The organism is Mycobacterium sp. UNC410CL29Cvi84, assembly GCF_000686745.1.
GTDB lineage: Bacteria > Actinomycetota > Actinomycetes > Mycobacteriales > Mycobacteriaceae > Mycobacterium > Mycobacterium mucogenicum_B.
The window spans coordinates 163,286-189,200 of sequence record NZ_JMLM01000001.1; the positions used below are offsets into that span (position 1 = coordinate 163,286).

Genomic DNA, 25,915 nt, shown 5'->3' on the forward strand with positions numbered 1-25,915 from the left:
CCGGCGAGCCGTCACCTGCCACCCCGATGATCTCGGTCAAGGGGGTCAACAAGCACTTCGGCGCACTGCATGTGCTGAAGGACATCAATCTCGAAGTCCCGCGCGGACAGGTGGTCGTGCTGCTCGGGCCGTCAGGTTCGGGTAAGTCGACGTTGTGTCGCACCATCAACCGGCTGGAGACCATCGACTCCGGCTCGATCCACATCGACGGTGAGCTCCTGCCCGAAGAGGGCCGCAAGCTGGCCACGCTGCGGTCCGAGGTCGGCATGGTGTTCCAGTCGTTCAACCTGTTCGCGCACAAGACAATTCTCGAGAACGTCACGCTCGCGCCGATGAAGGTGCGGCGGAAGAACAAGGACGAGGCCCGCAAGAAGGGGCTGGAACTGCTGGAGCGGGTCGGCGTCGCCAACCAGGCCGACAAGTACCCGGCGCAGCTGTCGGGCGGTCAGCAGCAGCGCGTCGCGATCGCCCGGTCCCTGGCCATGGGCCCGAAGGTCATGCTGTTCGACGAGCCCACCAGCGCACTGGACCCCGAGATGGTCAACGAGGTGTTGTCGGTGATGACGTCGCTGGCGACCGAGGGCATGACCATGATCGTGGTGACGCACGAGATGGGCTTCGCCCGCCGCGCGTCGAACCGGGTGGTGTTCATGGCCGACGGCACCATCGTCGAGGACGCCGAGCCCGACGAGTTCTTCACGGCGCCGAAGTCCAACCGGGCCCGGGACTTCCTGGGCAAGATCCTGGACCACTGATCGTGGAACGATCGATTGGGCAGAGGTTCGTGACGCGCACTCTCCGCCGCCTGGCCGCCGTCACGGTGCTGATCGTGGCGCTGTTGTCGCTGAGCGCGTGCGGCGCGAACAGCAAGAAGATCACCATCGGCACCAAGTTCGACCAGCCCGGCCTCGCCGCGAAGAAGCCCGACGGCACGCTGGCCGGCTTCGACATCGACGTCGCGACCTACGTGGCCGGGCAGCTGGGCTATAAACCCGACGACATCGAGTGGAAAGAAGCACCGTCGGGTCAGCGCGAGAACCTGATCCAGAACCACCAGGTCGACTTCATCGTCGCCACCTACTCGATCACCGACGCCCGTAAGCAGAAGGTGTCGTTCGCCGGGCCGTATCTGGTCACGGGCCAGAGCCTGCTGGTGCGCGCCGACAACAACGAGATCACCAACGTCGAGTCGCTGCAGAACCACAAGAAGCTGTGCTCGGTGTCGGGTTCCACACCGGCACAACGCATCAAGGACAAGTACCCGGGTGTGCAGCTGCAGCAGTACGACACCTACTCGGCGTGCCTGGAAGCGGTGAAGACCGGCGCCATCGACGCGCTCAGCACCGACGAGGTGATCCTGGCGGGCTACGCCGCGCAGACCCCGGGCGCCTTCAAATTGGTCGGCAAGCCCTTCTCGGTGGAGAAGTACGGCATCGGATTGCTCAAGGGCGACAAGGAATTACGCCAGAAGATCAACGACGCCATCGAGAAGATGCAGAAGAGCGGCGAGTGGCAGGCCGCCTTCGACCGCAACCTGGGTCCGGCCGGTCTGACGGCGCCGCCGCCTCCCCCGCTGGACACCAACATCAACGCCGCCGGCGGCGCGAAGCGCGTCGATCTGTGGGGCACGTACGGCGGCAAGATCGTGAAGGCGTTCTGGACGACCATCCAGCTGACGCTGCTCGCCGCCGTCGGGGCACTGATCCTGGGCACCGTGCTGGCCGCGATGCGGTTGTCGCCGGTGCCGGTGCTGCGCTGGCTTGGCACGGCGTACGTCAACGTGGTGCGCAATACCCCGTTGACGCTGATCATCCTGTTCTGCTCGTTCGGTATCGGGAACACCCTGCGGATCACCCTGGTTGATCCGCATTCACCGACGGCCGTGGTGGACAGCAACTTTCGGCTCGCGGCGCTCGGGTTGACGGTCTACACCGCGTCGTTCGTGTGCGAGACGCTGCGTTCGGGCGTCAACACCGTGCCGCTGGGCCAGGCCGAGGCCGCCCGCTCGCTGGGCATGAGCTTCGGCCAGAACCTGCGGTTGATCCTGTTGCCGCAGGCTTTTCGCGCGGTGATCAATCCGCTGGGTTCGGTGCTGATCGCCCTGGTGAAGAACACCACCATCGCTTCGGCCATCGGCGTGGCCGAAGCGGCGCTGCTGATGAAGGAGATGATCGAGAACACCGCGGCGCTGCTGGCGGTCGGCTCGATCTTCGCCGCAGGTTTCGTCGTCCTGACGTTGCCGTTGGGGCTGTTGTTCGGTTGGTTGGGTAAGCGATACGCGGTGGTGCGGTGATGAGCGAAGCTTCCGTCCTCTACGACGCCCCGGGCCCGCGGGCGCAGCGGCGCAACCTGTTGTTCGCGGCCGTCATCGTCGCGGTGATCATCGCGATGGCCGGCTGGGTGCTGTGGCAGTTCGAGTCCAAAGGCCAACTGACCGAAGCGAAATGGCATCCGTTCCTCACGGCGAACCTGTGGACGACGTACGTGCTGCCCGGCGTGGCCGGCACGTTGACGGCGGCCGCGGTCTCGATCGTGCTGGCGCTCGTGCTGGGTCTGGCATTGGGTATGGGCCGGTTGTCGGACGCCCGTGCCGTGCGGTGGGCCTGCTCGGTGATCGTCGAGTTCTTCCGCGCCGTCCCGGTGCTGATCATGATGCTGTTCGCGTATTTCCTGTTCGCGCTGTACGACGTCTTCCCGTCGCGGCAGCTGGCGCTCGCGGGCGTGATCACCGGCCTGACGCTGTACAACGGCGCCGTGATCGCGGAGATCGTGCGGGCCGGCGTGCACGCGCTGCCCCGCGGGCAGCGGGAGGCCGCTGTGGCGCTGGGTCTTCGGCCCGGTCAGACGCTGCGGCTGATCCTGCTCCCCCAGGCCGTGACGTCGATGCTGCCGGTCCTGGTCTCGCAGATGGTGGTGGTGCTCAAGGACACCGCGATCGGCTACCAGATCACCTTTGTCGAGATGGTCCGGCAGGGCACGAACATCGGTTCGGCGTACAGCAATTACATCCCCGCGCTGCTGGTGATCGCGGCGCTGATGATCAGCCTCAACTTCGCGCTGTCATCACTCGCAACCCGGCTCGAAGCCCGGCTGCGACAGTCTCGGCGCAGCCCCGACCCGCTGCCGGTGAACACCGGCGTTCAGGAGGACACGCCGGGGACCCCAGCCTGACGCGGTTCGGGCCAGGCGTGCAGGGCCTGGTCGGCGACTGCGTGCAATTCGTCGCGCTCGGCACCGCTGTTGGCCTGGACCGCCAGGCCTTGGCACACCGCCGAGATCCAGCGCGCCAGCAACTTCGGGTCCGCTCCGGGTAGTTCGCCCGCGCGTTGGGCCGCCGCGAACCGTTCGGCCAGCTCGGCGATCCCGTCTTCGCGGAGCTGCGCCAGTTCGGCATGCAGTGCCGTCGCCTCATCGCCGGCAGCCAGGGCGCTCTGCACCAGCAGGCAGCCCCGCGGACCCGCTGCCCCGGATGACGCGTCGACGGCGCCGTGCACCATGGCGTACGCGGTATCCCATGCGGTCGGCAGGGCCAGCGCTCGTTCCGCGTACCCACCGGGCCCGGCCTGGTAGCGCCGCACCGCGGCCCGGAAGAGGTCGGCCTTGGAACCGTATTCGGCGTACAGGCTGCGCCGGTTGACACCGGTGGCGGCCGTGAGATCGCTGATGGACACTCCGTCATAGCCGTGCGCCCAGAACAACCGCATCGCGATGTCCAGAACGCACTCCGGATCGAACATGCGAGGTCTGCCGATCGCCATCAGTCCTCCTGGTGTGATCCGGGCCACAGTGCGGAATGAAGTCCGGCCGTAGCGGCTTGTGCTGAGCGTACTTAGTAACCGATCGGTTCGAAAGAATCATCCCCACGACTTGGAGACGCCATGAGCACCACCTCGGAAGCACCACTTGCCGGCCGACGCGCACTGGTCACCGGCGGTTCGCGCGGCATCGGCGCGGCGACCGTGCGCCGGCTCGCCGCCGACGGCGCCGCCGTCGCGTTCACCTACCAGTCGTCGCCCGACGCCGCGCAGGACCTGGTCGACGAACTCGAGGCGACCGGCGCCAAAGTGGCCGCCATCAAGGCCGACAGCGCCGACGCGCTGGCCGTCGCCGCGGCGGTGGACGAAGCCGCCGAGCGGCTCGGTGGACTGGACATCCTGGTCAACAACGCCGGCGTCGCACAGGGCGCGCCGATCGAGTCGTTCCCGCTGGAAGACTTCGACCGGATGCTGGACATCAACGTGAAGGCAGTGTTCGCCGCGATCCAGCGTGCCGTGACCCACCTGGGCACCGGCGGCCGGATCATCACCATCGGCAGCGTGAACGCCGACCGCGTGCCGACCGTCGGCTTCTCGGTGTACGCCCTGACCAAGGCCGCCGTCGCCGGACTGACGCGCGGCCTGGTGCGTGAACTCGGCCCGCGCGGCATCACCATCAACACCATCCAGCCGGGCCCGGTCGCCACCGACATGAATCCCGACACCGGCGACTTCGCCGATGAGCTCCGGCCGCTGATCGCGACCGGCCAGTACGGGCAGCCGAGCGACATCGCCAGCGCGGTGGCCTACCTGGCCCATCCCGAGTCGGGGTTCATCACGGGCGTCACCTGGAACATCGACGGCGGCTTCGTGATCTGACGCCGAATCACCTCAGCACTCCGCGGGGTTCGCCTTCCCGGTGAACCCCGCGGACGTGCATGTCGTGTCACTGATGGAGGTTCACTCGATCCGGGAGGCGTCATGAGTGCCGCGGTACGTGCGTTCACAGCAGTTCCAGCTCCAACCCAAACCGTCGCGGCACTGTGCACCGCGTGCCTGGTTCTCACCGCGGCACCGTCACCAGGGCGAGCCGCCGCCCACGCGGTGCCCGTCCTCACCGAGCCGAGCATCTCGCTGACGGCGCAGCCGTTGCCGCTGCCCCTCGATCTGCTCAACCAGCAGGTGGTGTTCAACGTCGGGCTGTTCGTCGACTGGGTCACGACCGGCGCCGCGCTGTTCCAGCGCCAGGCGCAGATACCCGGAAATTTCGTGGCGGCCATCGGTTCTGGCACACCACCTCCCACCGCCGCCGCGCAGGCCCTGAGCGCGTTCGCCGACATCGAGTTCGAAGCCGGACGCGATCTCGTAGGGTTCGCCCAGGACATCGCGGTGTTCCAGCTGCAATTCAGAGCCACCACCCTGTCGGCGTTCCCACCGTTCAATTCGGGCCCCGGTCAGCAATTCGTCGTCGACACCACCGCATTCGGCCTCAACGTCACGCAGCAGATGGCGAACTTCGCACGAGCGGTGATCACGTCAGTGGAGCAGTTCACCCACAACGCGCTGCATACCCCGGTGCCACTCACCACCGCCGCGAAGCCGGCCTCGGCGGTCGACGTCCCGGCTCCGCCGAAGACTCTGGTCTCGCCGAATACACGCACGACGCAGCAGGATTCGATCGCCTCGACGCTCAGCCCGAAGCCGCCCAAGCTCCCAGCTCCGCCAAAGAAGCCCCGGCAACTCCTCGACGCGGCAGCCGGCGACGTCGATCGCCCGCCGGTCGGCAAGTTCGCGCCGCCCAAGCTCTCCGCACCCAAGTTCACGGCGCCGAAATTCTCCGCGCCCAAGCTGTCGGTACCGAAGCTGTCCCTGCCCAAGGTCAATCATCCGCAACCCAAGGGGCCGGCCATGGACTAGACCGCGCGGCGCTGCCGCTCCTGCGTGAGCTGGGTATTGACCACATCGAAGGCCATGCCTTGGCTGTACCCACGGCGCGCCAACATCGCCACCAGGCGCCGAGTCACCTTCATCTCGTCGTCGAGGTTCTCCCGCCGCAGCTTCGTGGCGACCAGTTCCTCGGCGCGCACCCGCCACTCACCCGCGTCGACACTGTCGAGCGTCTCGGCGATCACGTCGGCGTCGATGCCCTTGGTTCGCAACTCAGAAGCCAAGGCACGCTTGCCTTTTCCCGCATTGGTACGACGTTCGCGCACCCACTGCTCGGCGAAGGCCACGTCGTCGACGAGGCCGACCTCGGTGAGCCGATCCAGCACCCGGGCGCTGACGTCCTCGGGGAAACCGCGCTTGGTCAGCTGAGCTTCGAGTTCGGCCCGGCTGCGCGCCCGGGTGGTGAGCAGACGCAGGCACACGTCCCGCGCCTGCTCCTCACGCCGCGGCGCGTCGGCCGGCTCAGCCTCAGAAGTCGACCGGGGCGGGAAGGACGTCATCAGCCGCACCATCGGTCAGCACCGCACCGATACCGAGCTTCTCTTTGATCTTCTTCTCGATCTCGTTGGCGGCGTCCACGTTCTGCAGCAGGTAATTGCGGGCGTTCTCCTTGCCCTGCCCCAGCTGTTCACCGTCGTAGGTGAACCACGAACCCGACTTACGGATGAAGCCGTGCTCGACACCCATGTCGATGAGCGAGCCCTCACGCGAGATACCGCGGCCGTAGAGGATGTCGAATTCGGCCTGCTTGAACGGCGGCGCAACCTTGTTCTTGACGATCTTGACGCGGGTGCGGTTACCGACCGCGTCGGTGCCGTCCTTGAGCGTCTCGATGCGGCGCACGTCCATACGCACCGAGGCGTAGAACTTCAAAGCCTTACCACCCGTGGTGGTTTCGGGCGAACCGAACATCACGCCGATCTTCTCGCGCAGCTGGTTGATGAAGATGGCGGTGGTACCGGAGTTGTTCAGCGCACCGGTCATCTTGCGCAGCGCCTGGCTCATGAGGCGGGCCTGCAGACCGACGTGGCTGTCGCCCATCTCGCCCTCGATCTCGGCGCGCGGCACCAGGGCGGCGACCGAGTCGATGACCAGGATGTCGATGGCGCCGGAGCGCACCAGCATGTCGGCGATCTCCAGGGCCTGCTCACCGGTGTCCGGCTGGGACACCAGCAGCGCGTCGGTGTCGACACCGAGCTTCTTGGCGTACTCGGGGTCCAGCGCGTGCTCGGCGTCGATGAACGCCGCGATGCCGCCGGCCGCCTGTGCGTTGGCCACCGCGTGCAGGGCCACCGTCGTCTTACCCGAGGATTCCGGGCCGTAGATTTCGATGACGCGGCCACGCGGCAGACCGCCGATGCCGAGGGCGACGTCCAGGGCGATGGACCCGGTCGGGATGACCGAAATCGGTTGGCGGGTCTCTTCTCCCAGCCGCATCACCGAGCCCTTGCCGAAGCTCTTGTCGATCTGTGCCAGCGCGAGTTCGAGTGCCTTCTCGCGATCCGGGGCCTGTGCTGCCATGGGTGGTCTCCGTCCTCGTGGATGTCCGTTGATCGGGTTTCCGATCGGTTGGCCGTGACGCTAGATGAGGCCACCGACAAGTTTTTCGAACTGACACCACAGTAGCGAACAGATGTTCGACTTCAAGCAGACACGCCGATCGATGACCGGTCACACCGTGATCGCCGCGGTCTTCGTGGTCATGCCTGCGCGCCGGGTCACAGCGACCGCTGGCGTCGCAGGCCCAGTGCTCTCATCAGGGACAGCGCGCGCAGACCGGCGGCAGGCGCCACATCGGTGCCGCGGGCGATCACGCCGCGCCAGCGCGGTACGACGCGGAAGATCTGAGGGGAATCCATCAGCTCCAGGGCAGCCCGCGCGATGTCGTCGGCGGACAGCGGCTTGGGACCCGAGAACAGCAGGGCCGCACCGGGATCATGGGTCCGGGAGTTGACCATCTCGGTGTTCACCACGTCGGGGCACAGCGCACGCGCTTTGATCGGCAGGCCGGCGGCGCGCAGCTCGCCCTGAAGCGACGTGGTGTACGACAGCACGGCGGCCTTGCTCGCGGCATACACCGCGAGGCCGGGCACCGGCGTCAGCGCCGAGATCGACGCGATGTTGAGGATGACACCGCCGCCCGCACCCATGGCGTTGACCGCCGCCATGCAGCCCGCCATCGTGCCGCGGACGTTGACGTCGAGGGTCTGGACGACATGCTCGGCAGGCTGCTCCCAGGAATTACCCGCGTGCAGCACGCCGGCGTTGTTGACCCACACCGCAAGTCGGCCCTCCTGCGCGGCCAGTGCCGCAACGGCCTCATGGCCCGCGACGTCACGCACATCCTGGGCCACGCCCCACGCGCCGCGCCCGACGGTCTCGGCGGCGCGCTGCGCGGCAGCCTCGTCGACGTCGGTGATCAGCACGCGGTGTCCCTGGGCGGCAAGGGCTTTCGCGATGGCCAGGCCGATCCCCCGACCAGCTCCGGTGACTACGGCAATGGTGGCACTCATCGGCCATCCTCCTCGGTGTCGAATCCACTCAGAGCTTCGCCGATGTACACGGCGACGTGCTGCAGGTGCGGCACCGCGTCGCGACCGCCGACGACACTGAGATCGAGGTGTCCGTCGCAGCTGATGCTCTCGTGGGGTACCCGAAGAACGCTATGAGGCGGGGCCGGCGAACACCATGTCGCCGGCCGACAAACACCGAAGCGCGATCAGTGCGCAGAGACTAAACGGCGCTCACCACTGATCGCGCGGGACGTCGAAGTCCGCGCACAGGGCCCGCCAGACATCACGGGGTTCGACGCCGGCTTCGATCGCTTGAGCCGGGGTACGGCCGCCCAGAACGGCCAGGACGTGGTCCGACACCAACGCAGCGCCGCGCGCCGCACCGAACTGCTCTTCGATCAGCAGGGTGAATTCGGTCAGTCGCACCGCACCAACCTACTAAGCGGCGGCACCGAGCGCCGCTCGGCATACGGCCACCGGGTCGGCGACGTCCGCTCCGCTGGCACCGGCACGACGCGCCGCCTCCCGGTAGGACGGTGTCGCCAGCACGCGGCCCACGGTCGCCGTCAACGATTCCGCGGTCAACGGCCGGATCAGCTCGCCACTGCCTTGCCGCACAATCCGATTGGCGATCTCCCACTGGTCGCCACCACCGGGCACCACCACCAGTGGCACCCCGGCCAGCAGCGTCTTGGACACGATCCCGTGACCGCTGCCGCAGATCATGACGTCGGCCTGCTTCAGCAGTTCGTCCTGCCGCCCGAGCCCGACCGCCGCCCACGGCGGCACCGGCGCGTCGGGACCGCGCAGCCGCGACACGACGACGCGCGCGCCGTCGGGCAGCGTCTGCCCCGGGACCAGCGCCTCCAGTGCCAGCTCGTCGAGGCCCTGCATCCCCGTCGTCGCGGTCGACGGCGCCACCACCACGACCGGCCCCGAGCCGGGCGGTACGTCCAACACCGCCGCCGTCGGCTCGAAGTGCAACGGCCCCACGACGACGGCTTCGGCCGGCCAGTCCGGCCGCGGCACCTCCAGCCCGGGCAGAGTCGCGATCAGCCGCCGCGCCGGCCCGGGATCGGTTGCGGGCAAACCGATTCCGATGCGCGCCGCGGACCGCTGCCGCTCCCCCTGGCGCACCGAACGGGCCGTGAGGAACCGCAGCGTCGCGTCCCGCAGCCGGCCGCGCACACCGACGCCGGGTGCCAGGCCACTGCCCAAAGGCGGCAGTCCTTTCGACGGCAGGTACAGCGGGTGCGGGGTCAGCTCGACCCATGGCACGCCCAGCAATTCGGCGGCCATCCCGCCGCACACCGTGATGACGTCGGACACGACCAGGTCAGGCGCGAGTTCCCGCAGCGACGGTTCGTTGAGGACCGTCATCCGCGCGGCGCGCTGATGAATCTTGGCGCCCGAATCGAGGTCGTCGTCGCCATCCTCGGGATCCAGCCCGAGCAGTTCCCGCGCGACGACGCCCGCCTCCCGGGCGGTGTCGAGCCATTGCCGGCCGGTGAACAGCACCGGATGGTCACCGGCCGCCAGGAACCGGAGGCACAGCGCGATGGCCGGAAAGGCATGGCCGGGGTCCGGCCCGGCAACGACGGCGACGCGCATCGGGTCACCCTGTCACACCGGCCCCTGTGCGCCGGCGTCAAGGGACATTACGGTGGGTTCTATGACACAGAGCACACCGGCATTGACCCAGACCAACGCCGAGATCGTCGAGTCCTTTCTGTACGCCCTGCAGGCCGAGGACATGGACACCGCCGACCGCCTGCTCGACGACAACCTCGTCTACGAGAACGTCGGGCTGCCCACCATTCACGGCCGCTCCCGCGCGATGAAGCTGTTCCGTCCCATGAAGAAGAGCCCCGTCAGTTTCGAGGTCAAGTTCCACCGCATCGTCGGCGAGGGCACCACGGTGCTCAACGAGCGCACCGACGCGCTGGTCATCGGGCCCGTGCGCCTGCAGTTCTGGGTCTGTGGGGTCTTCGAGGTGCACGACGGCAAGATCACGCTGTGGCGCGACTACTTCGACATGTTCGACATGGCCAAGGCCACGCTGCGCGGCCTCGTCGGCGCCGTCATCCCGGCCCTGCGTCCGACCATGTAGTCACCGGTAAAATCGGCCACCATGGCCAATGAGAATCGCCCGAAGCCCAACGCCTGGCAGTACATCAAGTACAGCTACGGCGGCCGGCTGCCCGACTCGATGCGGGCGTGGGTGACCGAGGACCTCATCGGCCAGGGCGCGACGCTGCGGATCGTCATCCGCATGTTCGTCCCGGCATTTCTGATCCTGATCCCGATCTGGTTCCTGCCCGAGATCCTCGGCATCACCGGCGGGCAGGACCTCGTCATCCGCCTCAGTGCGACGGTGCCGATCCTGATCCCGGTGATCTACTTCTCGCACGCCCTGAACAAGATCTGGCGCCGCCACATGCTGGTGAAGCACGGCATCGACCCGAAACTCCTCGAAGAGTCGTTGCGGCAGAAGAACGCCCACATCCACGCGGCCTACGAAGAGCGGTACGGCCGCCGGTCCGACGACGGCACGGGCAGCACCACGATCTAGCGGCTCGTCAGGCCTGGCGCAGCCGTCCGAGTTCGTCGAAGGCCTGCGCCCAGGCACTGAGCCGGTCCGTGGCAGCGACCAGTTCGCTGCGGTAGCGCTGCTCGGACATCGAGCGCGCCGAGCCCGCACCACTGTTCGCCGCTGACACCAATTGCGCTGCGGCCGTGGCGATGTCGGTGTACTGCCGCACGCCGGCCTCGAGCTGGGCCGTGTAGGCCTTGATGGTCGGGGCCAGATGCCCGCGAGACTGCGGCACCGAGCGGGCCGCGCGTTCCATCGACACCACTTCCCCGGCCGTACCGGCCAGCGCCGCAGCCGACACGTTTGCCGCGGCGGTCACCTCGGCGATCTCGCCGGCCGGCAGCAACTGGCCGCGCTGGATGAGGCCGAGCAGCGAGTACAGCCCGCGTTCGGCCGATGCCAGGGTCTCCATCGGACGCCGCGCCGCCGAGCCCCGGGGCGGCAGCAGCCGCGACGTCCGTGCGGGCGGCAGGGGCTCGCCGCGGAGCCACCGGTATCGCAGGAAGCACAGGGTGGCCAGGAAGGCGGAGCCGCCGGCGATGGGGCCGGTGATGATCAGCACCCAGAACGGCGTGCTCCACGCCGCCAGGAGTGCCGTCAGCCCGATCCAGAAGGCGCTGGCACCGGCGAACAGCCAGCCCAGCCGCAGCGCCCAGCGCCGCTTGCGCAGCAACCGGGCCCGCGGGTCTGCGGCCGCGCCGAGGCGCTGGGCCACCAGGTCGGACAATTCGGCAGCGGTGTCGATGCTGCGTTGCAGGACCGCCTGCCAGCCCCGGGTCTCCCCGGGACGGCCGGCCGATTGGGCGTTCACCGCTGCCCCCTCACATCTCGAAAGTTACTGCGACAGCGGGTTTTCCGGAGCCGGGTTGGCTGCCGGGGCCGCGGGAGTCGCCGGTGCGGCGGCGCCGCCGGACGGCAGGGAGTTGCCCTGCATCGAAGCGCGGATCTGCTCCAGGCGCGAGTGCCCGGCCATCTGCACGCTGGCCTGCTGAACCTCCATCATGCGGCCCTGAACCGAGTTCTGCGCCAGCTCGGCGGAGCCCATGGCGTTGGCGTAGCGACGCTCGATCTTGTCGCGCACCTCGTCGAGGCTCGGGGTGTTGCCCGGCGCGGCGATCTCGGTCATGGAGCGCAGCGAGGCGCTGACCTGCTCCTGCATCTTGGCCTGCTCGAGCTGCGACAGCAGCTTGGTGCGCTCGGCGATCTTCTGCTGCAGCACCATGGCGTTCTGCTCGACGGCCTTCTTGGCCTGGGTGGCGGCCTGCAGCGACTGGTCGTGCAGCGCCTTGAGGTCCTCGACGCTCTGCTCGGCGGTCACCAGTTGGGCCGCGAAGGCCTCGGCGGCGTTGTTGTACTCGGTGGCCTTGGCGACGTCACCGGCACCAGTGGCCTGGTCGGCCAGGGTCAGAGCCTGGCGGACGTTGGCCTGCAGCTTCTCGATGTCGGCGAGCTGCCGGTTCAGGCGCATCTCGAGCTGACGCTGGTTGCCGATGACCGAGGCCGCCTGCTGCGTCAGACCCTGGTGCTGACGCTGGGCCTCTTCGATCGCCTGCTGAATCTGCACCTTCGGGTCGGCGTATTCGTCAACCTTGGAGCTGAACAGCGCCATGAGGTACTTCCAGGCTTTGACAAAGGGATTGGCCATGAGATCGGTCCGCCTTCGTGTCGTTCGTTGATTCGGGATCGGTTGTCAGGTTGCCGGCCACGTCGGTGGCAGCGCGTCTAGAGCCAACCTAGTGGGTATGGACAGCTGGACGCAGCCCGCATGCAGTATTGCGGCGCGGCGAATGCCATACGCGTCGTGCTGCGGTTCAGGCCCCGATGGCTCAGGCAACCGCCATGGCGAGTGGCTGCGGGATGACGACCTTGGTGGCGACGTCGATGTTGGCGACCGTGCGGTCGGCCTCGGCGCGCTCGGTGTGCAGCATCTGCTCGGCGGCGTCGGCCAGCACCTGCGACAACGGCACGTCCAGGGCGCCGCAGATGGCACCGAGCAGCTCACTCGACGGCTCCTTGCGGCCCCGCTCGACCTCGGACAGGTAACCCAGGCTCACCCGAGCACCGTCGGACACCTCGCGCAGTGTGCGTCCCTGCCCGGTACGGGCCTGACGCAGCACGTCGCCGATGACCTCACGAAGTAATGTCGTCATCGCGTTTCCCCTTCGCCCTGAAGTAACACAGCCGCGCAGCCCGGCCGGACCACCCGTTCTACACGGTCTTGTAGGCACCAACGTGGCGACGCACCGCTTTGGTTCCCGAGGCGGAGATTCAGGGTCGGCGAAACGCCGAGACGGCGTAGTCGATGCCCGTCAGCACCGTCAGCACCACCGCGGCCCACATGAACACCCAGGCGGTGGTCAGCCATGGCGAGGGCCAGGCATGCAGGGGCAGGACGAACAGGCCGATCGCGACGGCCTGCACCAACGTCTTGAGCTTGCCGCCACGGCTGGCGGGAATGACGCCGCGCCGGATCACCGCGAAGCGCAGCAGCGTCACCGCGAGCTCGCGGGCCAGGATCACGACGGTGATCCACCACGGCAGGTCGCCGAGCATCGACAGCCCGATCAGCGCGGCCCCGATCAGGGCCTTGTCGGCGATCGGATCGGCCAGCTTGCCGAATTCGGTGACCATGTCGAAGCTGCGGGCGATCTCGCCGTCGAACCGGTCGGTGATGACGGCGGCCGCGAACACGACGAAAGCGGCGATCCGCCAACGGGTTTCGTGACCGTCACCGGCGAAGAGCGCCGCCAGGAACACGGGCACCAGCACGATACGCAGGCCGGTCAGCAGATTGGCGATGTTCGCCACGCCGGCGCGGGAGGCGCGCGGATCGGTATCTGACTGGCCTGTCACCGACACAGGATATCCGGTCACCTACCGGGCGATACGCAGCCGATACCCTCCACATGTGAGCGACGCACCGAAACCCGCCACCACAGGGCTGGTGGTTCGCCGCGCCCGGACGTCCGACGTACCGGGAATCAAGGCCCTCGTCGACATCTACGCGGGGAAGATCCTGCTGGAGAAGAACCTGGTGACCCTCTACGAGGCGGTCCAGGAGTTCTGGGTCGCCGACCTGCACGGCGAGATCGTCGGCTGTGGCGCATTACACGTGCTGTGGGCCGATCTCGGCGAGGTGCGTACCGTCGCGGCCCACCCCAAGGTGCGCGGCATGGGCGTCGGGCACGCAGTGGTGGCCAAGCTGCTCGACGTGGCCCGGGAACTGCAGCTGCAGCGTGTCTTCGTGCTGACCTTCGAGACCGATTTCTTCAGCCGGCACGGCTTCAAGGAGATCGAGGGCACACCCGTCACCGCCGAGGTGTACGAGGAGATGTGCCGCTCGTACGACACCGGTGTGGCGGAGTTCCTCGACCTCTCCTACGTCAAGCCGAACACCCTGGGCAACACCCGGATGCTGGTCACTTTGTAGCTAATCGGCGCTGTCGGCCGCGGCGTTGCGGCGTGCGACGATGCGGTCCCGCATGTCCATGATCGCGGCCCGTCGGCGGGACCGGCCGCCCCGGCCGAACGACGGCAGCGTCGGGATGACCTCGATCTTGTCCGACACGCCGATCATCAGCTCGGCGATCTCCAGCACCAGTTCGTTGAGCTCGTCGACCTGCTGACCCATCGCCATGAATGAGCTCAGCGACTCGAGGACCACGCGCGCCACCAACACGATCGCGATGCAGGTGACCGGGCCGGCGAGCAGCAGCCAGAAGACACCGAGCAACGCGGACAACTCGAACGCCACCACGGCGCCGGTCAGATACAGCACCACCGCACCGGCGATGACGAGCCCGTACAACAGCGGAACCACGTGCTGCGCCGCCGACTTGCGGAACCCGAAGTCGGTGAACGCCGTCAGCGCGGGCCAGCTACGGCCACCGGATTCGTACTCGGCATCGAGCTCGGATTCCGTTGCTGCGCTGCGCGAAATGTCAACCACGGCAAAGCCTCCTTAGGAGTCCAGCCTCCCACAGTCGGCGCCGTCAGCGACCGATCGTCGGTGTTATCCGCACCGCCGATCAGCCCGGGTGTGACCTCGGCAACACCGGTCAGAAGCCCGGGTCGTCGCCCATCGAGCCGTTGGCGTCGGAGCCGCCCTGGATCAGCATCAGCGTGCCGGCGAGTTCGTCGGGCTTGACCAGGACCTCGCGGGCCTTGGAACCTTCGGACGGTCCGACGATGCCGCGCGTCTCCATGAGGTCCATCAGGCGGCCGGCCTTGGCGAACCCGACCCGCAGCTTGCGCTGCAGCATCGAGGTCGACCCGAACTGGCTGGACACGACGAGCTCCACGGCCTGCAGGAAGACGTCCATGTCGTCGCCGATGTCGCTGTCGATGTCGCGCTTCTCGACGGTCTTGACCGTGACGCCGTCGATGAACTCGGGCTGGGCCTGCTGCTTGGTGAAGGCGACGACGGCCTGGATTTCATCGTCGCTGACGAACGCACCCTGCACACGGATGGGCTTGGGCGCCTCCGACGGCTGGAACAGGCCGTCACCCTTGCCGGTGAGCTTCTCGGCGCCGATCTGGTCGAGGATGACGCGCGAGTTGGTCGCGTTGGTGACGCCGAATGCCATGCGGGACGGCACATTTGCCTTGATCAGGCCGGTCACCACCGACACCACGGGCTGCTGGGTCGCCAGCACCAGGTGGATGCCCGCGGCGCGCGCCTTCTGGGTGATGCGGACGATGGCGTCCTCGACGTCGCGCGGCGCCTGCATCATCAGGTCGGCCAGCTCGTCGACGACACACAGGATGTACGGGTAGGTCTTGTAGACCCGCTCGCTGCCCAGCGGCGCGGTGATCTCGCCCGAGCGCACCTTCTTGTTGAAGTCGTCGATGTGCCGCACACCGCTGGCGCTCATGTCCTGGTAGCGCTGCTCCATCTCCTCGACCAGCCAGGCCAGCGCGGCCGCGGCCTTCTTCGGGTCGATGATCACGGGCGTGATGAGGTGCGGAATGCCTTGGTACGGCGGGAATTCCACCATCTTCGGGTCGACCAGGATCATCCGGACCTCGTCCGGGGTGGCCCGCTGCAGCAGCGACACCAGCATCGAGTTGATGAAGCTCGACTTACCCGAACCGGTGGAGCCGGCCACCAGGAGGTGCGGCATCTTGGCCAGGTTGTAGCTGATGAAGTGGCCTTCGACGTCCTTGCCGATACCGAACACCATCGGGTGGTGGTCCTTGCGCGTGCTCGGCGCGTTCAGCACGTCCTTGAGCCGCACCATCTCGCGGTCGCTGTTCGGCACCTCGACACCGACCAACGACTTGCCCGGGATCGGCGCCAGCAGGCGGATGTGCTCGTTGGCCACCGCGTAGGCGAGGTTGCGTTGCAGCTGCGTGAACCGCTCGACGCGGACGCCGGGCCCGAGCTCGATCTCGTACCGGGTGACGGTCGGGCCGCGCTGGAAACCGACGACGGTGGCGTCGACCTTGAACTGCTCCATGACCTCGCCGATCGCATTCATGATGCGGTCGTTGTCGCGGCCGACCCGCTTCGGCGGGTCGCCGTCGGACAGCAGGTCCAGCGGCGGCAGGGTGTAGTCGCCCTCGATGACTCGGTCGATCGACAAACCGTCGTCCTGCGCCTTCTCGAGCGCCTTGGCCTTGGCGGGCACCGGGTCCGCGACGTTCTGCGCCTTGCGGCGGCGCGGCGCCTTGGCCGCCGGCTCGGGCGCGGTCGGCGCCTCGTCGGCCGCGGGCTCGACCGGGTAGTTGTCCATCGGCGTGCGGCCCAGCGGCCGCGTCATCGCCGCGGTGGTCTGGTCCGAACCGGGCCACGCTTCGGGCTCGTCGCGCGAATAGGTCGGGTCGTCGTAGTAGCCGTCGGCGAAGTCATCGGCGAAGTCGTCGACGAAACCGGCCGGTGGGTCGTAGTCCTCGTCATGCTCGCCGTGCAGGCGGCCGGAGACCATGTAGCGCAAGGTGTCCGGCAATTCGCGGATCGTCGTGCCGGTGACGAGCAGCAGGCCGAACAGCACGCCCATGATGAGCAGCGGCGTGGCGATCCAGACGGTGAGTCCGTCGGAGAGCGGCCCGCCGATGACGAAACCGACGAAGCCGGCGGCGCCGCGGCGCTCGCCCGGCTCGGTGGGCGCGCCGGCCCAGATGTGCCAGAGGCCCAGCACGGGCAGACCGATCATGGCGGCGCCGAGGATCAGCCGGGGCCGGGCGTCGGGGTTCGGATGGGTGCGCATCAGGGTGACGGCCAGCGCGAGCAGCAGCACGGGCAGCACCACGACCGCGGAGCCGATGACGGTGCGGACGCCGTAGTCGATCCATGCACCGACCGGCCGGGCCGCGTCGAACCACGAGCTCGCCGCGATCAGGAAGGCGACGCCGAGGAGCGCCAGCGCGATGCCGTCACGGCGGTGTCCGGGCTCGAGTTCGCGCGCACGGCCGACGCTGCGGGCGGTGGTTCCGGCGCCCTTGGCGAGCATCAGCCAGCCGGCGCGGGCGCCACGACCGACCGCGGCACCGGCGGTGGCGACGGGCGACGGATGCGGTGCGGGTTTGCGGGCCGGCTTGCGGGCGGGCGATTTCGGGGCCGGCGGACGCGCCGGCCGGCCCGACTTTGCACTGCCTGACTTCGATGAACGCGCCCCCGAACCGGCTGCGCCACGATTCGCCGACCCGGCCTTGGCCCGGTTAGCTGAGCTCGTTGCGGTCTTACTCGCCATGGCTGCCAGCCTAGTCGCAATTACCCCATCTGCACCATCTGCCACACAAGTAACGCTTGGGTCACGACCCCGGCCACATATCCGCTGGTCACGCAGCAGTGGGAGCCACGTCACACGCGCCGCACGGCCCGGTCTAACGTGAACACCTGTCTAGGTCAGCTAGCTATCGAGGAGTCGTTCATGCCCGTCGTTGTCGTCGCCACCATGAAAGCCAAGCCCGAGTCCGTCGACGTGGTCCGCGCCGCGTGCGTCGAGGCCGTCGACGCCGTCCACGCGGAACCGGGCTGTGAGCTCTACTCGCTGCACGAGGCCGACGGCGGCACTTTCGTGTTCGTCGAGCAGTGGGCCGACGCCGACGCCATCAAGGCCCACAGCACCGCCCCGGCCATCGGCAAGCTGTTCGGCGCCATCGGCGAGCACCTCGACGGTGCGCCCGACATCAAGATGCTCGCTCCCGTGGTCGCCGGCGATCCGGCCAAGGGCCAGCTGCGAGGGAACTGACCATGGGTGAGCTGAGCGGCAAGGTCGCCTTCATCACCGGCGCGGCGCGTGGCCAGGGCCGCGCGCACGCGGTGAAGCTGTCGTCGATGGGCGCCGACATCATCGCCGTCGACCTGTGCGACCAGATCGCGTCGGTCCCCTACCCCATGGCCACGCCCGACGATCTGGCCGCGACGGTCAAGCTGGTCGAGGACAACGGCGCGCGAATCGTCGCCAGTCAGGCCGACGTCCGCGACCGCGGCGCCCTCAAGACCGCACTGAAGGCCGGCGTCGAAGAGCTCGGTGGCCGGCTGGACATCGTGATCGCCAACGCCGGGATCGCCCCGATGGCCGGTGAAGACGCCTGGCAGGACGTCATCGACGTCAATCTCACGGGCGTCTACAACACCCTCGATGTGGCGATGCGCCCGATGGTCAAGGCCGGCAACGGCGGGTCGATCGTGCTGATCAGCTCGGTTGCCGGACTGGTCGGGCTGTCCTCGCCGATGGCCGGGTCGGTGGGCTACGCCGCCGCCAAGCACGGCATGGTCGGCCTGATGCGGGTGTACGCGAACCTGCTGGCCTCGCAGAACATCCGGGTCAACTCGATCCATCCGGCCGGGGTCAACACCCCGATGATCGACAACGAGTTCACCCGGAAGTGGTTGAGCCAGTTGACCGAAGAAACCAAAGCGGGCCCCGACATGACGAATGCACTGCCCGTGCAGGTGCTCGAGGCCGAGGACATCGCCAACACCGTGGCGTGGCTGGTGTCGGACGCCGGACGGTACATCACCGGCGTGACGCTGCCGGTGGACGCCGGCTTCGTCAACAAGCGCTGACGCGAACCGCTTCGGCCCCAACCCAATTCACGGCGCCACGCCAGGTAGGGCCGGTGCCCGTTCTTCGGGTGCGCGGCGGGTTGCCGCCGGCTGCTGCACGTTTACCTGTGTGCGCGGAAGCCGGGTGCGGCCGCGCCGGAGTAACCGGCGAAGCCCGCCCCACCGCGGCATCGGGTATCCGAGCACATGAACGAAGTCGGATTCACCGTGCAGCAGCACGCTGATTTCACTCGGGCCCGACAGCGGATAACAGCTGTCGGAATCGCCGAATTGAACGGTCTCGATCTCGTTGCCGAGGAAGACGATGACGCGGACGACCTTCGGAGTACCGAAAAGCAGTTGGCGGGTGCGATTGTGCCGATCACCCAACGCCAGGACACCAGTGGCAATGTCGAGCTGACCGTCGAACGCCGGCACGCCCAGTCCGCGCGTATCCGTGCCCGAATACACCCGCACGCGCACCATCCTGCCGACGAGATCGCATTCGTCGACGTTCATGGTGTGCACCCACAGCGCCCGCGCAATGCCCACATCAGTGGGCACATCCGAGTGCACGTAGACGCCCGAAACACCGCCCGCGCCAACGTCTTCGATCACCACAACGCTGCCGTCGGGCGCGATCTCGCTATCGCACAGCACCTTGTTCGTTGTGACCCCCACAGCGAAACCCCTTCCACTGCCACAATTGGCAGCCGTCCCCTCGGTTCCAATGTCACTTTGTGCGGCCCGGGCTCATCGAATTGCCGAGGAGCGTCTCAGCACTGAGACCTCGCCGGCCCATTCGGTCGCCGCCGACATCCCCCGCTCCGACAGCGCACCGATTGCACATTTCAGCAACAATCGACGTCGGCTAGCCGCGTTCCCAGCGATGCATCACAGCGAACACACAGCTACGACACGTTCGGCGGGATGAACACCCCACAGTCCACCCACGCGATCCCACCCCTTCCAGCGCAAATACCGGCACGCACTCCCCCAAGCCGACCGGATTCTGCTTCCAAGCCGAGGATTACATATAGCGGACTGACGTGTCAACCTTTCATTTTTCGGCAACTGTAGCGAAGTTCGGCTTAGTGAGCTAACGTACTCGCTCCAGGTACGTTGGCGAACATTTGTTACATGGTCATCGGACCCGAAACGCTCCCCCAAGCGGCCAATACCGGCCATCTGGTTCCCGCACGTGCGCAGCACGGCAGAACCTGGCAACACCATTTGGGGGAACGACATGTACAACAGGAAGCACCCGCGGAAGCCTGCGGGAAACATCGCCTTGTTCGCCGAGCGGCTCAACAATCTCTTCGCGAGCATCTATCCACCGACGCGGGGCCCGTACCGGAACTGCGAAGTCACGGAAGCGCTGGCCCGCCGCGGCTACGACTTGTCGGACCCCTATCTGTCGCAGCTGCGCCGTGGCCTGCGCACTCGCCCGTCACGCCTGACTGTGCAGATGCTGGCCGAATTCTTCGGCGTCCGAACCGAATACCTCGAGGGCCGGGACTCCATGTACACCCGTGCGCTCGAAAGCGAATTGGACTGGCTCCGTCTCGCCCGCAACGAGTCCGTGCGTGAGATCACCACTGCTCTCATGACGCTGCGGCCAAGCGTCCGTGAGGCCCTGCTCGACTCGGCGGGTTCCCTTGCCAGGCTGGGCGAACCGGTTGTAGACCAAACACAAGGGATCCTGGTCAGCGCGATAGCCATTGATGTCAAGGTAGGCCACATTGACGCCTGGTGATCAACCCACCGACCGCGCCGCGCGCGGCGCACGCGTCGGGCAGGTCGCCGCCCGCGCCGCGGCACGGGCGGCAACGAGCGCTGTCCGTCAGCCTTTTCTGTCCGAGGAGCAGAAAGCGCAAGCCCGCGACGAACAGATGCTGCGCTTGGCCGACGACCTCGCCGCCACCTTGGGCACCATGAAGGGTGCGGCGATGAAGCTCGGCCAACTGCTTTCGCTGCTGAATTTCGGCCTGAGCTCCGCACAGACCCGAGATGAATTCTCCCGCCGGCTATCTCCGTTGTTCAGCAGGGCCCCCGCCGTCGACAACGCCGTCATGTTTCGGTTGATGGACTCCGAGTGGGGTGCACGGCGCGGCCGGGTGCGCACGATCGAACCCGAGCCCGTGGCGACGGCGTCGCTCGGTCAGGTCTACCGGGCCCGCCTCACCGACGGACGCGACGTGGCAGTCAAGGTCCAATACCCGTGGGCGCGTAGCGCGGTCCGCGCAGACCTGAAGAACCTGGCCCTGCTGGTCCGGCTACGCGCCGGGGCCTATCCGGTCAGAGGACTGAATGCGGTGGTGGCCGAGGTCAGCCGGCAGATCACGGCCGAGCTCGACTACCGCCGGGAGCTGACCAACCATCGCGCGGTCTTCGAAGCTCATCGCGAACATCCGGTGTTCGTGATACCCGAGCCGATCGACGAATTGTGCACCGACCGCGTCCTGGTGACCGAGTATCTGGACGGCACCCAACTTCATCACCTCACCGACGTCGACCAGACGGTGCGCGACCACATCGGCGAGGCGGTCTTCCGCTTCTACTGCGCCAACATCTACACCAGCGGCGAGTTCTGCGCCGACCCGCACCCGGGCAACATCCTGCATCTGCCGGACAACCGAATCGGTTTCGTCGATTTCGGCCTGTATGTACGGATGAGCCGAGCCGAAGTCGATCTGGAACGGTCCGTACTGAAGGCGGTCATGCGCGGCGACGCCGCGACCGCACATCGCCTGGCCAGCGTGGCCGGATTCATCGTCGATGCCGAGGCGCTGCCCCCGGTGATGGCGTTGGAATACATGCGGGCCGTCGCCGGGTGGTATCTCACTCCGGGCCTGAGCCAAGTGACCGACAAGGTCGCGTACAAGGCGCTGTCGCAGGCGATGCTGCCCCAATCCGATTACCGGTCAGGCATATTCAAGCAGCGCATGCACAGCGCACACGCGTTCTCGCGCCGGACGGAGATGAGCGTGTGTGCACTGTTGGGCACGCTGCAAGCGCAGAGTCGCTGGCACGATATCGCTTCGGAATGGGCCCTGGACGCTGCGCCCGCGACCGAGATGGGACAACAGATCGCCCGCTGGCGCTCACGAATCCGGTAGTACCCGGCGCATCCCGCCCAGCAGAAACGCCGCACATGCCTGCGCGATGGGCTCCGGGTCGACGTCGGCGCCGTCACCGACGAGCATCGGGAACGTCGCCATCAACACACACGACACCACCGCCTGCCCGGCGATGCGCACGTCCACACTGTCGCGAATCCATCCCTGCCGGCGTCCCACCTCCAGGAATTCCGTCGCCTGCGCACCGAGTTGGTCGTACGCGGCGAGCACTGATTCGTAGGCCTGTTCATCCACGCCAGGCGCGGCGATCACCACGAACGACACCAGCGCACGGTTTTTCGCGATGTAGGTCACGGCCCGGCGCGCCCGGTCGGTGAACTCGGCGACGTACTCGGCGCGACAGGTCCAGTCGGACGGCGGCCGCTCGCCGGCGACCGCGGCCGAAAGTTCTTCGACCGTCCGGGACTGGATGGACTCGAGGAGGTCCCGCTTATTGCGGAAGTAGTTATAGAAAGTGCCGTGGCCGACGCCACACCGGGCGGTGATGTCGGCGACGTCGACGTCGCGGTATCCACGCTCGATGAACAACTCGGTGGCCGCCGCGTACAACTGGGCAGCTCTTTCAGGCATCGCCGATCTCCCCATCGGCGGGCTCCTCGGCCAGCAATCCCTGATCGGCGATCGCCGAGATCGACGCCAGGAACGTGGCACGCGACTCGGCCGTCCTGTCCCCCCGCATGGACATCAGCAACCCCGGGCCGGACAGTCCCATCACCAGGCGGCCCAGCAACGCCCACGTGGCACGGTGATCCACTGAGGCGTAGTCGGGGTTTGCCGTCTCGAACAGCCGCGCGAACGCGACATCCAGCGTCGACAGGAGCCCGCTGACCCGGAAGCGCAGTTCGGGGTCGATGGCGCTGCTTTCCACCGTGAGCAGCCGGACGATCGCAGGATCCTCATCGACGAGGTCGAACAGGCGGGTACCGAATACCGTGATGAGCTCCATCGCCTGGTGGTAGTCGCTCAGGTCCAGGCTGGCCAGCGAGCCGATGCGAAGTGCCCGTGCAGCTTTCGTGACCGCGTAATCGAAAACGTCGTCGAGCAGCTCTCGCTTGCTCGGGTAGTACCGGTACAGAGTGCCCTGCCCGACGTTGGCGTGACGGGCGATATCCGCCATCGTCGTCTGGTCATAGCCGCGATCGGTCAGCACGGCATAGGCAGATCGCACGATCTCCTTGCGCCTGGCAGCTCGCAAATCGGCGTTGGCCGGCCGGCCGCGCGCACGGCGCTCGGAGGCTTGACCCCCCCGTGGCAAAGACACCGGGCCGAGTTTAGTGGTACGGAGCGACCCAGATGGGGGTTTCCCTCGCACCGATGCGTTACACCGGCTTATTGTCGCGGAGCTAAATTTCGAGGACCGTCGGCACGATCATCGGCTGGCGCCGATAGGTCTCGCCGACCCATTTGCCGACGGCCCGCCGCACCGCCTGGGCGATGCGCGCGGGATCGGTAACCTGCTCGGAGACAAGGGTTTCCAACGCCGCCTGCGCCTTCTCGGCAGCCGGCTCGAGGGCCTTGGGATCCTCCGAGAAGCCACGCGAGTGCAGGTGCACCGGGGCCACCGGCTTGCCGGTCTCACGGCTGATCACCACGGTGACCGCGATGAAACCCGAAGTCAGCGTGAGCCTTTCGCCCAGGGTGGCGTCGCCGACGTCACCCAGCACCAGACCGTCGACGAACACCTTGCCCACCGGCACGGCGCCGGCGATGCGGGCCTGCCCGTTGATCAGATCGACGCTGACGCCGTTCTCGGCGAGGACGACGTTCTCCTCCGGCACCCCGGTGCGGATCGCGAGCTTGGCGTTGGCGCGCAGGTGCCGCCAGGTGCCGTGCACCGGCATGACGTTGCGCGGCCGCACCCCGCGGTACAGGAACAGCAGCTCGCCGGCAAAGGCGTGGCCGGAAACATGCACGCGCACTTGCTGATTGGTCACGACGCGGGCGCCGATCTTGGCCAGCGCGTCGATCACGCCGTAGACGGCTTCCTCGTTGCCGGGGATCAGCGAGCTGGACAGGATGATCAGATCGCCGGCCGTCAACGTGATGCTGCGGTGCTCGCCGCGGGACATCCGGGACAGCGCCGCCATGGGCTCGCCCTGAGTCCCGGTGGTGATCAGCACGACGCGGTCGGCCGGCAGCAGCTCGGCCGCACCGATGTCGATGACGTCATCGTCGTCGACGTTGAGGAAGCCGAGTTCCTTGGCGATCCCCATGTTGCGGACCATCGAGCGGCCGACGAAGGACACCTTGCGCCCCAGCGCCACGGCGGCGTCGATGATCTGCTGCACGCGGTCGACGTTCGACGCGAAGCACGCCACGATGACGCGGCCGTCGGCGCCGCGGATCAGGCGGTGCAGGTTCGGGCCGACCTCGCTCTCGGAGGGACTGACCCCGGGAATCTCGGCGTTGGTCGAGTCGCACAGGAACAGGTCGACGCCCTGTTCGCCGAGCCGGGACATGCCGGGGAGATCGGTGGGCCGGCCGTCCGGCGGCAGCTGATCCAGCTTGATGTCACCGGTGTGCAGCACCGTGCCGGCACCGGTGTGCACGGCGATCGCGAGGGCGTCGGGAATCGAGTGGTTGACCGCGAAGTACTCGCACTCGAACACCCCGTGGGTGCTGCGCTGCCCCTCGGCGACGATCTGCATGTTGGGCTTGATCCGGTGCTCACGGCATTTGGCGGCGACCAGGGCCAGCGTGAACCGCGAGCCCACCACGGGGATGTCGGGCCGCATCTTGAGCAGATACGGGATGGCGCCGATGTGGTCCTCGTGCGCGTGCGTGAGCACCAGCGCCTCGATGTCGGCCAGCCGGTCCTCGATGTGCCGGATGTCCGGCAGGATCAGGTCGACGGCGGGCTCGTCGTGCGTCGGGAACAACACGCCGCAGTCGATGATCAGCAGCCGGCCCAGGTGCTCGAAAACGGTCATGTTGCGGCCGATTTCGCTGATGCCGCCCAGTGCCGTCACACGCAGACCGCCCGGCTCCAATGGACCGGGCGGTGCGAAGTCGGGTCTGGTCACGCAAGCACCGATGCCGTGCGCAGGTCCGCGGCGAGTGCCGTCAGCTGATCCGGCGTGGCGGGCACCTGCGGCAACCGCGGGTCACCGACCTCGATACCCAGCAACCGCAGGCCTTCCTTGCTCATGGTGACGCCGCCGAGCCGGTTCTGCGCCTCGCCGAGCGAGTACAGGCCCACATGAATCTTGCGTGCGGTGGCGATGTCGCCGGAGTTGAAGGCCGACAACATGTCCCGGAGTTGGCCGGCGGCCACATGACCCCAGACGCTGACGAACCCGGTGGCGCCCATCGCGAGCCACGGCAGGTTGAGCGTGTCGTCGCCGGAGTAGTAGGCCAGCCCGGTCTCGGCCATCATCTGCGCGCCACCGTTGAGATCGCCCTTGGCGTCCTTGACGGCGACGATGTTCGGGTGCGCCGACAGCGTCCGGATGGTGTCCCATTCGATCGGGACGGCCGAGCGCGGCGGGATGTCGTACAGGACCACCGGCAGGTCGGTGGCGTCGGCGACGGCGGTGAAGTGCGCGACGAGGCCGGCCTGCGGCGGCTTCGAGTAGTACGGCGTCACGACGAGCAGACCGTGCGCGCCGGCAGCGGCGCTGGCCTTGGCCAGGTGGACGCTGTGCGCGGTGTCGTAGCTGCCGGCGCCGGCGATGATGCGGGCCCGGTCGCCGACCTCTTCGAGAACCGCCTCGAGCAGGGCGATCTTCTCGTCGTCGGTGGTGGTCGGCGATTCGCCGGTGGTGCCGGAAACGACGAGGCCGTCGCACCCCTTGTCGACCAGGTACTTGGCTACCTTCTTCGCACCAGCCAGATCAAGCGAGCCGTCCGGGCCGAACGGCGTCACCATGGCAGTCAGCACGGTGCCCAAGCGTGCGCTGACGTCGATTCCGGTGGTGGTCACGGGCGACAAGATTACCCGCTGGTTCGCCCTGGTTTTGCACCGCCGCCCGCTG

29 protein-coding genes and 1 pseudogene are annotated in these 25,915 nt (G+C 67.5%); 13 read left to right on the forward strand and 17 right to left on the reverse strand.

Annotated elements, in window-relative coordinates; genetic code table 11:
* The first annotated feature begins 26 nt into the window (after positions 1-26).
* The 4 genes and pseudogenes from BR47_RS0100850 to BR47_RS0100860 all read left to right on the forward strand — a co-directional run bounded on the left by BR47_RS0100850 (position 27) and on the right by BR47_RS0100860 (position 3,171).
* Complete coding sequence (locus tag BR47_RS0100850; protein WP_165605466.1) at positions 27-755, forward strand: amino acid ABC transporter ATP-binding protein; 729 nt, start codon at positions 27-29, stop codon at positions 753-755.
* Between the two features lie 29 nt (positions 756-784).
* Positions 785-1,579 (forward strand): annotated as a pseudogene (locus tag BR47_RS33630) (glutamate ABC transporter substrate-binding protein); the annotation flags it as partial.
* Positions 1,580-1,618: 39 nt separating this feature from the next.
* Positions 1,619-2,293, forward strand: coding sequence for an amino acid ABC transporter permease (locus BR47_RS33635; protein ID WP_231506637.1), 675 nt, complete (start codon positions 1,619-1,621; stop codon positions 2,291-2,293).
* Complete coding sequence (locus BR47_RS0100860) at positions 2,293-3,171, forward strand: amino acid ABC transporter permease (RefSeq protein WP_029118297.1); 879 nt, start codon at positions 2,293-2,295, stop codon at positions 3,169-3,171. The genes BR47_RS33635 and BR47_RS0100860 overlap by 1 nt, the downstream gene beginning before the upstream one ends.
* On the opposite strand, the gene BR47_RS0100865 is transcribed toward BR47_RS0100860, so the two are convergent.
* A complete protein-coding gene (locus tag BR47_RS0100865; RefSeq protein WP_036426511.1) occupies positions 3,141-3,758 on the reverse strand; it encodes a TetR/AcrR family transcriptional regulator in 618 nt (205 codons plus the stop codon). The two genes, BR47_RS0100860 and BR47_RS0100865, sit on opposite strands and share 31 nt — an antisense overlap.
* 120 nt (positions 3,759-3,878) lie before the next feature.
* On the opposite strand from BR47_RS0100865, the gene BR47_RS0100870 reads away from it, so the two are divergent.
* Together BR47_RS0100870 and BR47_RS0100875 are read left to right on the forward strand one after the other, a co-directional pair.
* Positions 3,879-4,634, forward strand: coding sequence for an SDR family oxidoreductase (locus tag BR47_RS0100870; protein ID WP_029118299.1), 756 nt, complete (start codon positions 3,879-3,881; stop codon positions 4,632-4,634).
* Positions 4,635-4,736: 102 nt separating this feature from the next.
* The gene (locus tag BR47_RS0100875) at positions 4,737-5,672 is read left to right on the forward strand and encodes a hypothetical protein (protein WP_141772139.1); all 936 of its coding nucleotides are present in this window, start codon (positions 4,737-4,739) and stop codon (positions 5,670-5,672) included.
* Here BR47_RS0100875 and recX read toward each other — a convergent pair.
* The 5 genes from recX to BR47_RS0100900 form a co-directional block, all read right to left on the reverse strand.
* Entirely contained in the window at positions 5,669-6,202 is a 534-nt protein-coding gene (recX, locus tag BR47_RS0100880; protein ID WP_029105327.1) for a recombination regulator RecX, read from the reverse strand. The two genes, BR47_RS0100875 and recX, sit on opposite strands and share 4 nt — an antisense overlap.
* The gene (gene recA, locus BR47_RS0100885; RefSeq protein WP_020101876.1) at positions 6,171-7,223 is read right to left on the reverse strand and encodes a recombinase RecA; all 1,053 of its coding nucleotides are present in this window, start codon (positions 7,221-7,223) and stop codon (positions 6,171-6,173) included. The genes recX and recA overlap by 32 nt, the downstream gene beginning before the upstream one ends.
* A gap of 197 nt (positions 7,224-7,420) precedes the next feature.
* Positions 7,421-8,215: an SDR family NAD(P)-dependent oxidoreductase gene (locus BR47_RS0100890; protein WP_029118301.1), complete on the reverse strand. Its 795-nt coding sequence runs from the start codon at positions 8,213-8,215 to the stop codon at positions 7,421-7,423.
* 231 nt (positions 8,216-8,446) lie between these two features.
* Positions 8,447-8,641: a DUF3046 domain-containing protein gene (locus BR47_RS0100895; RefSeq protein ID WP_020101878.1), complete on the reverse strand. Its 195-nt coding sequence runs from the start codon at positions 8,639-8,641 to the stop codon at positions 8,447-8,449.
* 12 nt (positions 8,642-8,653) lie between these two features.
* The gene (locus BR47_RS0100900) at positions 8,654-9,826 is read right to left on the reverse strand and encodes a glycosyltransferase (protein WP_029118302.1); all 1,173 of its coding nucleotides are present in this window, start codon (positions 9,824-9,826) and stop codon (positions 8,654-8,656) included.
* A 61-nt stretch (positions 9,827-9,887) separates the two neighbouring features.
* Between BR47_RS0100900 and BR47_RS0100905 the strand changes: the two genes are divergently transcribed.
* Together BR47_RS0100905 and BR47_RS0100910 are read left to right on the forward strand one after the other, a co-directional pair.
* Positions 9,888-10,325 carry a limonene-1,2-epoxide hydrolase family protein gene (locus BR47_RS0100905; RefSeq protein WP_020101880.1) on the forward strand — a complete coding sequence of 146 codons (438 nt, stop codon included), beginning with the start codon at positions 9,888-9,890 and terminating at the stop codon, positions 10,323-10,325.
* A gap of 21 nt (positions 10,326-10,346) precedes the next feature.
* Positions 10,347-10,787, forward strand: a complete 441-nt coding sequence (locus BR47_RS0100910) for a DUF5313 domain-containing protein (protein ID WP_020101881.1) — start codon at positions 10,347-10,349, stop codon at positions 10,785-10,787.
* Between the two features lie 7 nt (positions 10,788-10,794).
* Here BR47_RS0100910 and pspM read toward each other — a convergent pair whose 3' ends face one another.
* The 4 genes from pspM to pgsA all read right to left on the reverse strand — a co-directional run bounded on the left by pspM (position 10,795) and on the right by pgsA (position 13,661).
* Complete coding sequence (pspM, locus tag BR47_RS0100915; RefSeq protein ID WP_020101882.1) at positions 10,795-11,619, reverse strand: phage shock envelope stress response protein PspM; 825 nt, start codon at positions 11,617-11,619, stop codon at positions 10,795-10,797.
* Positions 11,620-11,643: 24 nt separating this feature from the next.
* Entirely contained in the window at positions 11,644-12,453 is an 810-nt protein-coding gene (pspA, locus tag BR47_RS0100920) for a phage shock protein PspA (protein WP_020101883.1), read from the reverse strand.
* Positions 12,454-12,634: 181 nt separating this feature from the next.
* The gene (gene clgR, locus BR47_RS0100925) at positions 12,635-12,958 is read right to left on the reverse strand and encodes a transcriptional regulator ClgR (protein ID WP_020101884.1); all 324 of its coding nucleotides are present in this window, start codon (positions 12,956-12,958) and stop codon (positions 12,635-12,637) included.
* A gap of 118 nt (positions 12,959-13,076) precedes the next feature.
* Positions 13,077-13,661: a CDP-diacylglycerol--glycerol-3-phosphate 3-phosphatidyltransferase gene (gene pgsA / locus BR47_RS0100930; RefSeq protein WP_029105328.1), complete on the reverse strand. Its 585-nt coding sequence runs from the start codon at positions 13,659-13,661 to the stop codon at positions 13,077-13,079.
* A 55-nt stretch (positions 13,662-13,716) separates the two neighbouring features.
* On the opposite strand from pgsA, the gene BR47_RS0100935 reads away from it, so the two are divergent.
* Entirely contained in the window at positions 13,717-14,238 is a 522-nt protein-coding gene (locus tag BR47_RS0100935; protein WP_020101886.1) for an amino-acid N-acetyltransferase, read from the forward strand.
* Here BR47_RS0100935 and BR47_RS0100940 read toward each other — a convergent pair whose 3' ends face one another.
* Together BR47_RS0100940 and BR47_RS0100945 are read right to left on the reverse strand one after the other, a co-directional pair.
* Positions 14,239-14,757, reverse strand: coding sequence for a DUF4282 domain-containing protein (locus tag BR47_RS0100940; protein ID WP_029118303.1), 519 nt, complete (start codon positions 14,755-14,757; stop codon positions 14,239-14,241).
* Positions 14,758-14,866: 109 nt separating this feature from the next.
* Positions 14,867-17,500, reverse strand: coding sequence for a DNA translocase FtsK (locus BR47_RS0100945; RefSeq protein ID WP_090562285.1), 2,634 nt, complete (start codon positions 17,498-17,500; stop codon positions 14,867-14,869).
* Between the two features lie 180 nt (positions 17,501-17,680).
* Here BR47_RS0100945 and BR47_RS0100950 point away from each other — a divergent pair, with 180 nt between their 5' ends.
* Positions 17,681-18,001, forward strand: a complete 321-nt coding sequence (locus BR47_RS0100950) for a putative quinol monooxygenase (RefSeq protein WP_029118305.1) — start codon at positions 17,681-17,683, stop codon at positions 17,999-18,001.
* Between the two features lie 2 nt (positions 18,002-18,003).
* Positions 18,004-18,822, forward strand: a complete 819-nt coding sequence (locus BR47_RS0100955) for a mycofactocin-coupled SDR family oxidoreductase (RefSeq protein WP_029118306.1) — start codon at positions 18,004-18,006, stop codon at positions 18,820-18,822.
* 27 nt (positions 18,823-18,849) lie between these two features.
* On the opposite strand, the gene BR47_RS0100960 is transcribed toward BR47_RS0100955, so the two are convergent.
* A complete protein-coding gene (locus tag BR47_RS0100960) occupies positions 18,850-19,482 on the reverse strand; it encodes a hypothetical protein (protein ID WP_029118307.1) in 633 nt (210 codons plus the stop codon).
* A 520-nt stretch (positions 19,483-20,002) separates the two neighbouring features.
* On the opposite strand from BR47_RS0100960, the gene BR47_RS31835 reads away from it, so the two are divergent.
* Together BR47_RS31835 and BR47_RS0100970 are read left to right on the forward strand one after the other, a co-directional pair.
* Entirely contained in the window at positions 20,003-20,557 is a 555-nt protein-coding gene (locus BR47_RS31835; protein WP_231506627.1) for an XRE family transcriptional regulator, read from the forward strand.
* The gene (locus BR47_RS0100970; RefSeq protein ID WP_029118308.1) at positions 20,544-21,920 is read left to right on the forward strand and encodes an ABC1 kinase family protein; all 1,377 of its coding nucleotides are present in this window, start codon (positions 20,544-20,546) and stop codon (positions 21,918-21,920) included. The genes BR47_RS31835 and BR47_RS0100970 overlap by 14 nt, the downstream gene beginning before the upstream one ends.
* Here BR47_RS0100970 and BR47_RS31840 read toward each other — a convergent pair.
* From BR47_RS31840 to dapA, 4 genes are all read right to left on the reverse strand, one after another.
* Positions 21,906-22,511, reverse strand: coding sequence for a TetR/AcrR family transcriptional regulator (locus BR47_RS31840; protein ID WP_167542133.1), 606 nt, complete (start codon positions 22,509-22,511; stop codon positions 21,906-21,908). The genes BR47_RS0100970 and BR47_RS31840 overlap by 15 nt on opposite strands.
* On the reverse strand, positions 22,504-23,109 hold the full coding sequence (locus tag BR47_RS0100980; RefSeq protein WP_029118310.1) for a TetR/AcrR family transcriptional regulator: 606 nt from the start codon (positions 23,107-23,109) through the stop codon (positions 22,504-22,506). The genes BR47_RS31840 and BR47_RS0100980 overlap by 8 nt, the downstream gene beginning before the upstream one ends.
* A gap of 175 nt (positions 23,110-23,284) precedes the next feature.
* Entirely contained in the window at positions 23,285-24,964 is a 1,680-nt protein-coding gene (locus BR47_RS0100985; protein ID WP_020101896.1) for a ribonuclease J, read from the reverse strand.
* The gene (dapA, locus tag BR47_RS0100990; RefSeq protein WP_029118311.1) at positions 24,961-25,863 is read right to left on the reverse strand and encodes a 4-hydroxy-tetrahydrodipicolinate synthase; all 903 of its coding nucleotides are present in this window, start codon (positions 25,861-25,863) and stop codon (positions 24,961-24,963) included. The genes BR47_RS0100985 and dapA overlap by 4 nt, the downstream gene beginning before the upstream one ends.
* Positions 25,864-25,915: the final 52 nt, after the last annotated feature.

Bases quoted from the DNA above. Each gene is read 5' to 3' on its own strand.
- BR47_RS0100850 (WP_165605466.1), top strand. From the start codon at position 27: ATGATCTCGGTCAAGGGGGTCAACAAGCACTTCGGCGCACTGCATGTG.
- BR47_RS0100860 (WP_029118297.1), top strand. From the start codon at position 2,293: ATGAGCGAAGCTTCCGTCCTCTACGACGCCCCGGGCCCGCGGGCGCAG.
- BR47_RS0100865 (WP_036426511.1), bottom strand. From the start codon at position 3,758: ATGGCGATCGGCAGACCTCGCATGTTCGATCCGGAGTGCGTTCTGGAC.
- BR47_RS0100870 (WP_029118299.1), top strand. From the start codon at position 3,879: ATGAGCACCACCTCGGAAGCACCACTTGCCGGCCGACGCGCACTGGTC.
- BR47_RS0100875 (WP_141772139.1), top strand. From the start codon at position 4,737: ATGAGTGCCGCGGTACGTGCGTTCACAGCAGTTCCAGCTCCAACCCAA.
- recX (WP_029105327.1), bottom strand. From the start codon at position 6,202: ATGACGTCCTTCCCGCCCCGGTCGACTTCTGAGGCTGAGCCGGCCGAC.
- recA (WP_020101876.1), bottom strand. From the start codon at position 7,223: ATGGCAGCACAGGCCCCGGATCGCGAGAAGGCACTCGAACTCGCGCTG.
- BR47_RS0100890 (WP_029118301.1), bottom strand. From the start codon at position 8,215: ATGAGTGCCACCATTGCCGTAGTCACCGGAGCTGGTCGGGGGATCGGC.
- BR47_RS0100900 (WP_029118302.1), bottom strand. From the start codon at position 9,826: ATGCGCGTCGCCGTCGTTGCCGGGCCGGACCCCGGCCATGCCTTTCCG.
- BR47_RS0100905 (WP_020101880.1), top strand. From the start codon at position 9,888: ATGACACAGAGCACACCGGCATTGACCCAGACCAACGCCGAGATCGTC.
- BR47_RS0100910 (WP_020101881.1), top strand. From the start codon at position 10,347: ATGGCCAATGAGAATCGCCCGAAGCCCAACGCCTGGCAGTACATCAAG.
- pspA (WP_020101883.1), bottom strand. From the start codon at position 12,453: ATGGCCAATCCCTTTGTCAAAGCCTGGAAGTACCTCATGGCGCTGTTC.
- clgR (WP_020101884.1), bottom strand. From the start codon at position 12,958: ATGACGACATTACTTCGTGAGGTCATCGGCGACGTGCTGCGTCAGGCC.
- BR47_RS0100945 (WP_090562285.1), bottom strand. From the start codon at position 17,500: ATGGCGAGTAAGACCGCAACGAGCTCAGCTAACCGGGCCAAGGCCGGG.
- BR47_RS0100950 (WP_029118305.1), top strand. From the start codon at position 17,681: ATGCCCGTCGTTGTCGTCGCCACCATGAAAGCCAAGCCCGAGTCCGTC.
- BR47_RS0100955 (WP_029118306.1), top strand. From the start codon at position 18,004: ATGGGTGAGCTGAGCGGCAAGGTCGCCTTCATCACCGGCGCGGCGCGT.
- BR47_RS31840 (WP_167542133.1), bottom strand. From the start codon at position 22,511: ATGCCTGAAAGAGCTGCCCAGTTGTACGCGGCGGCCACCGAGTTGTTC.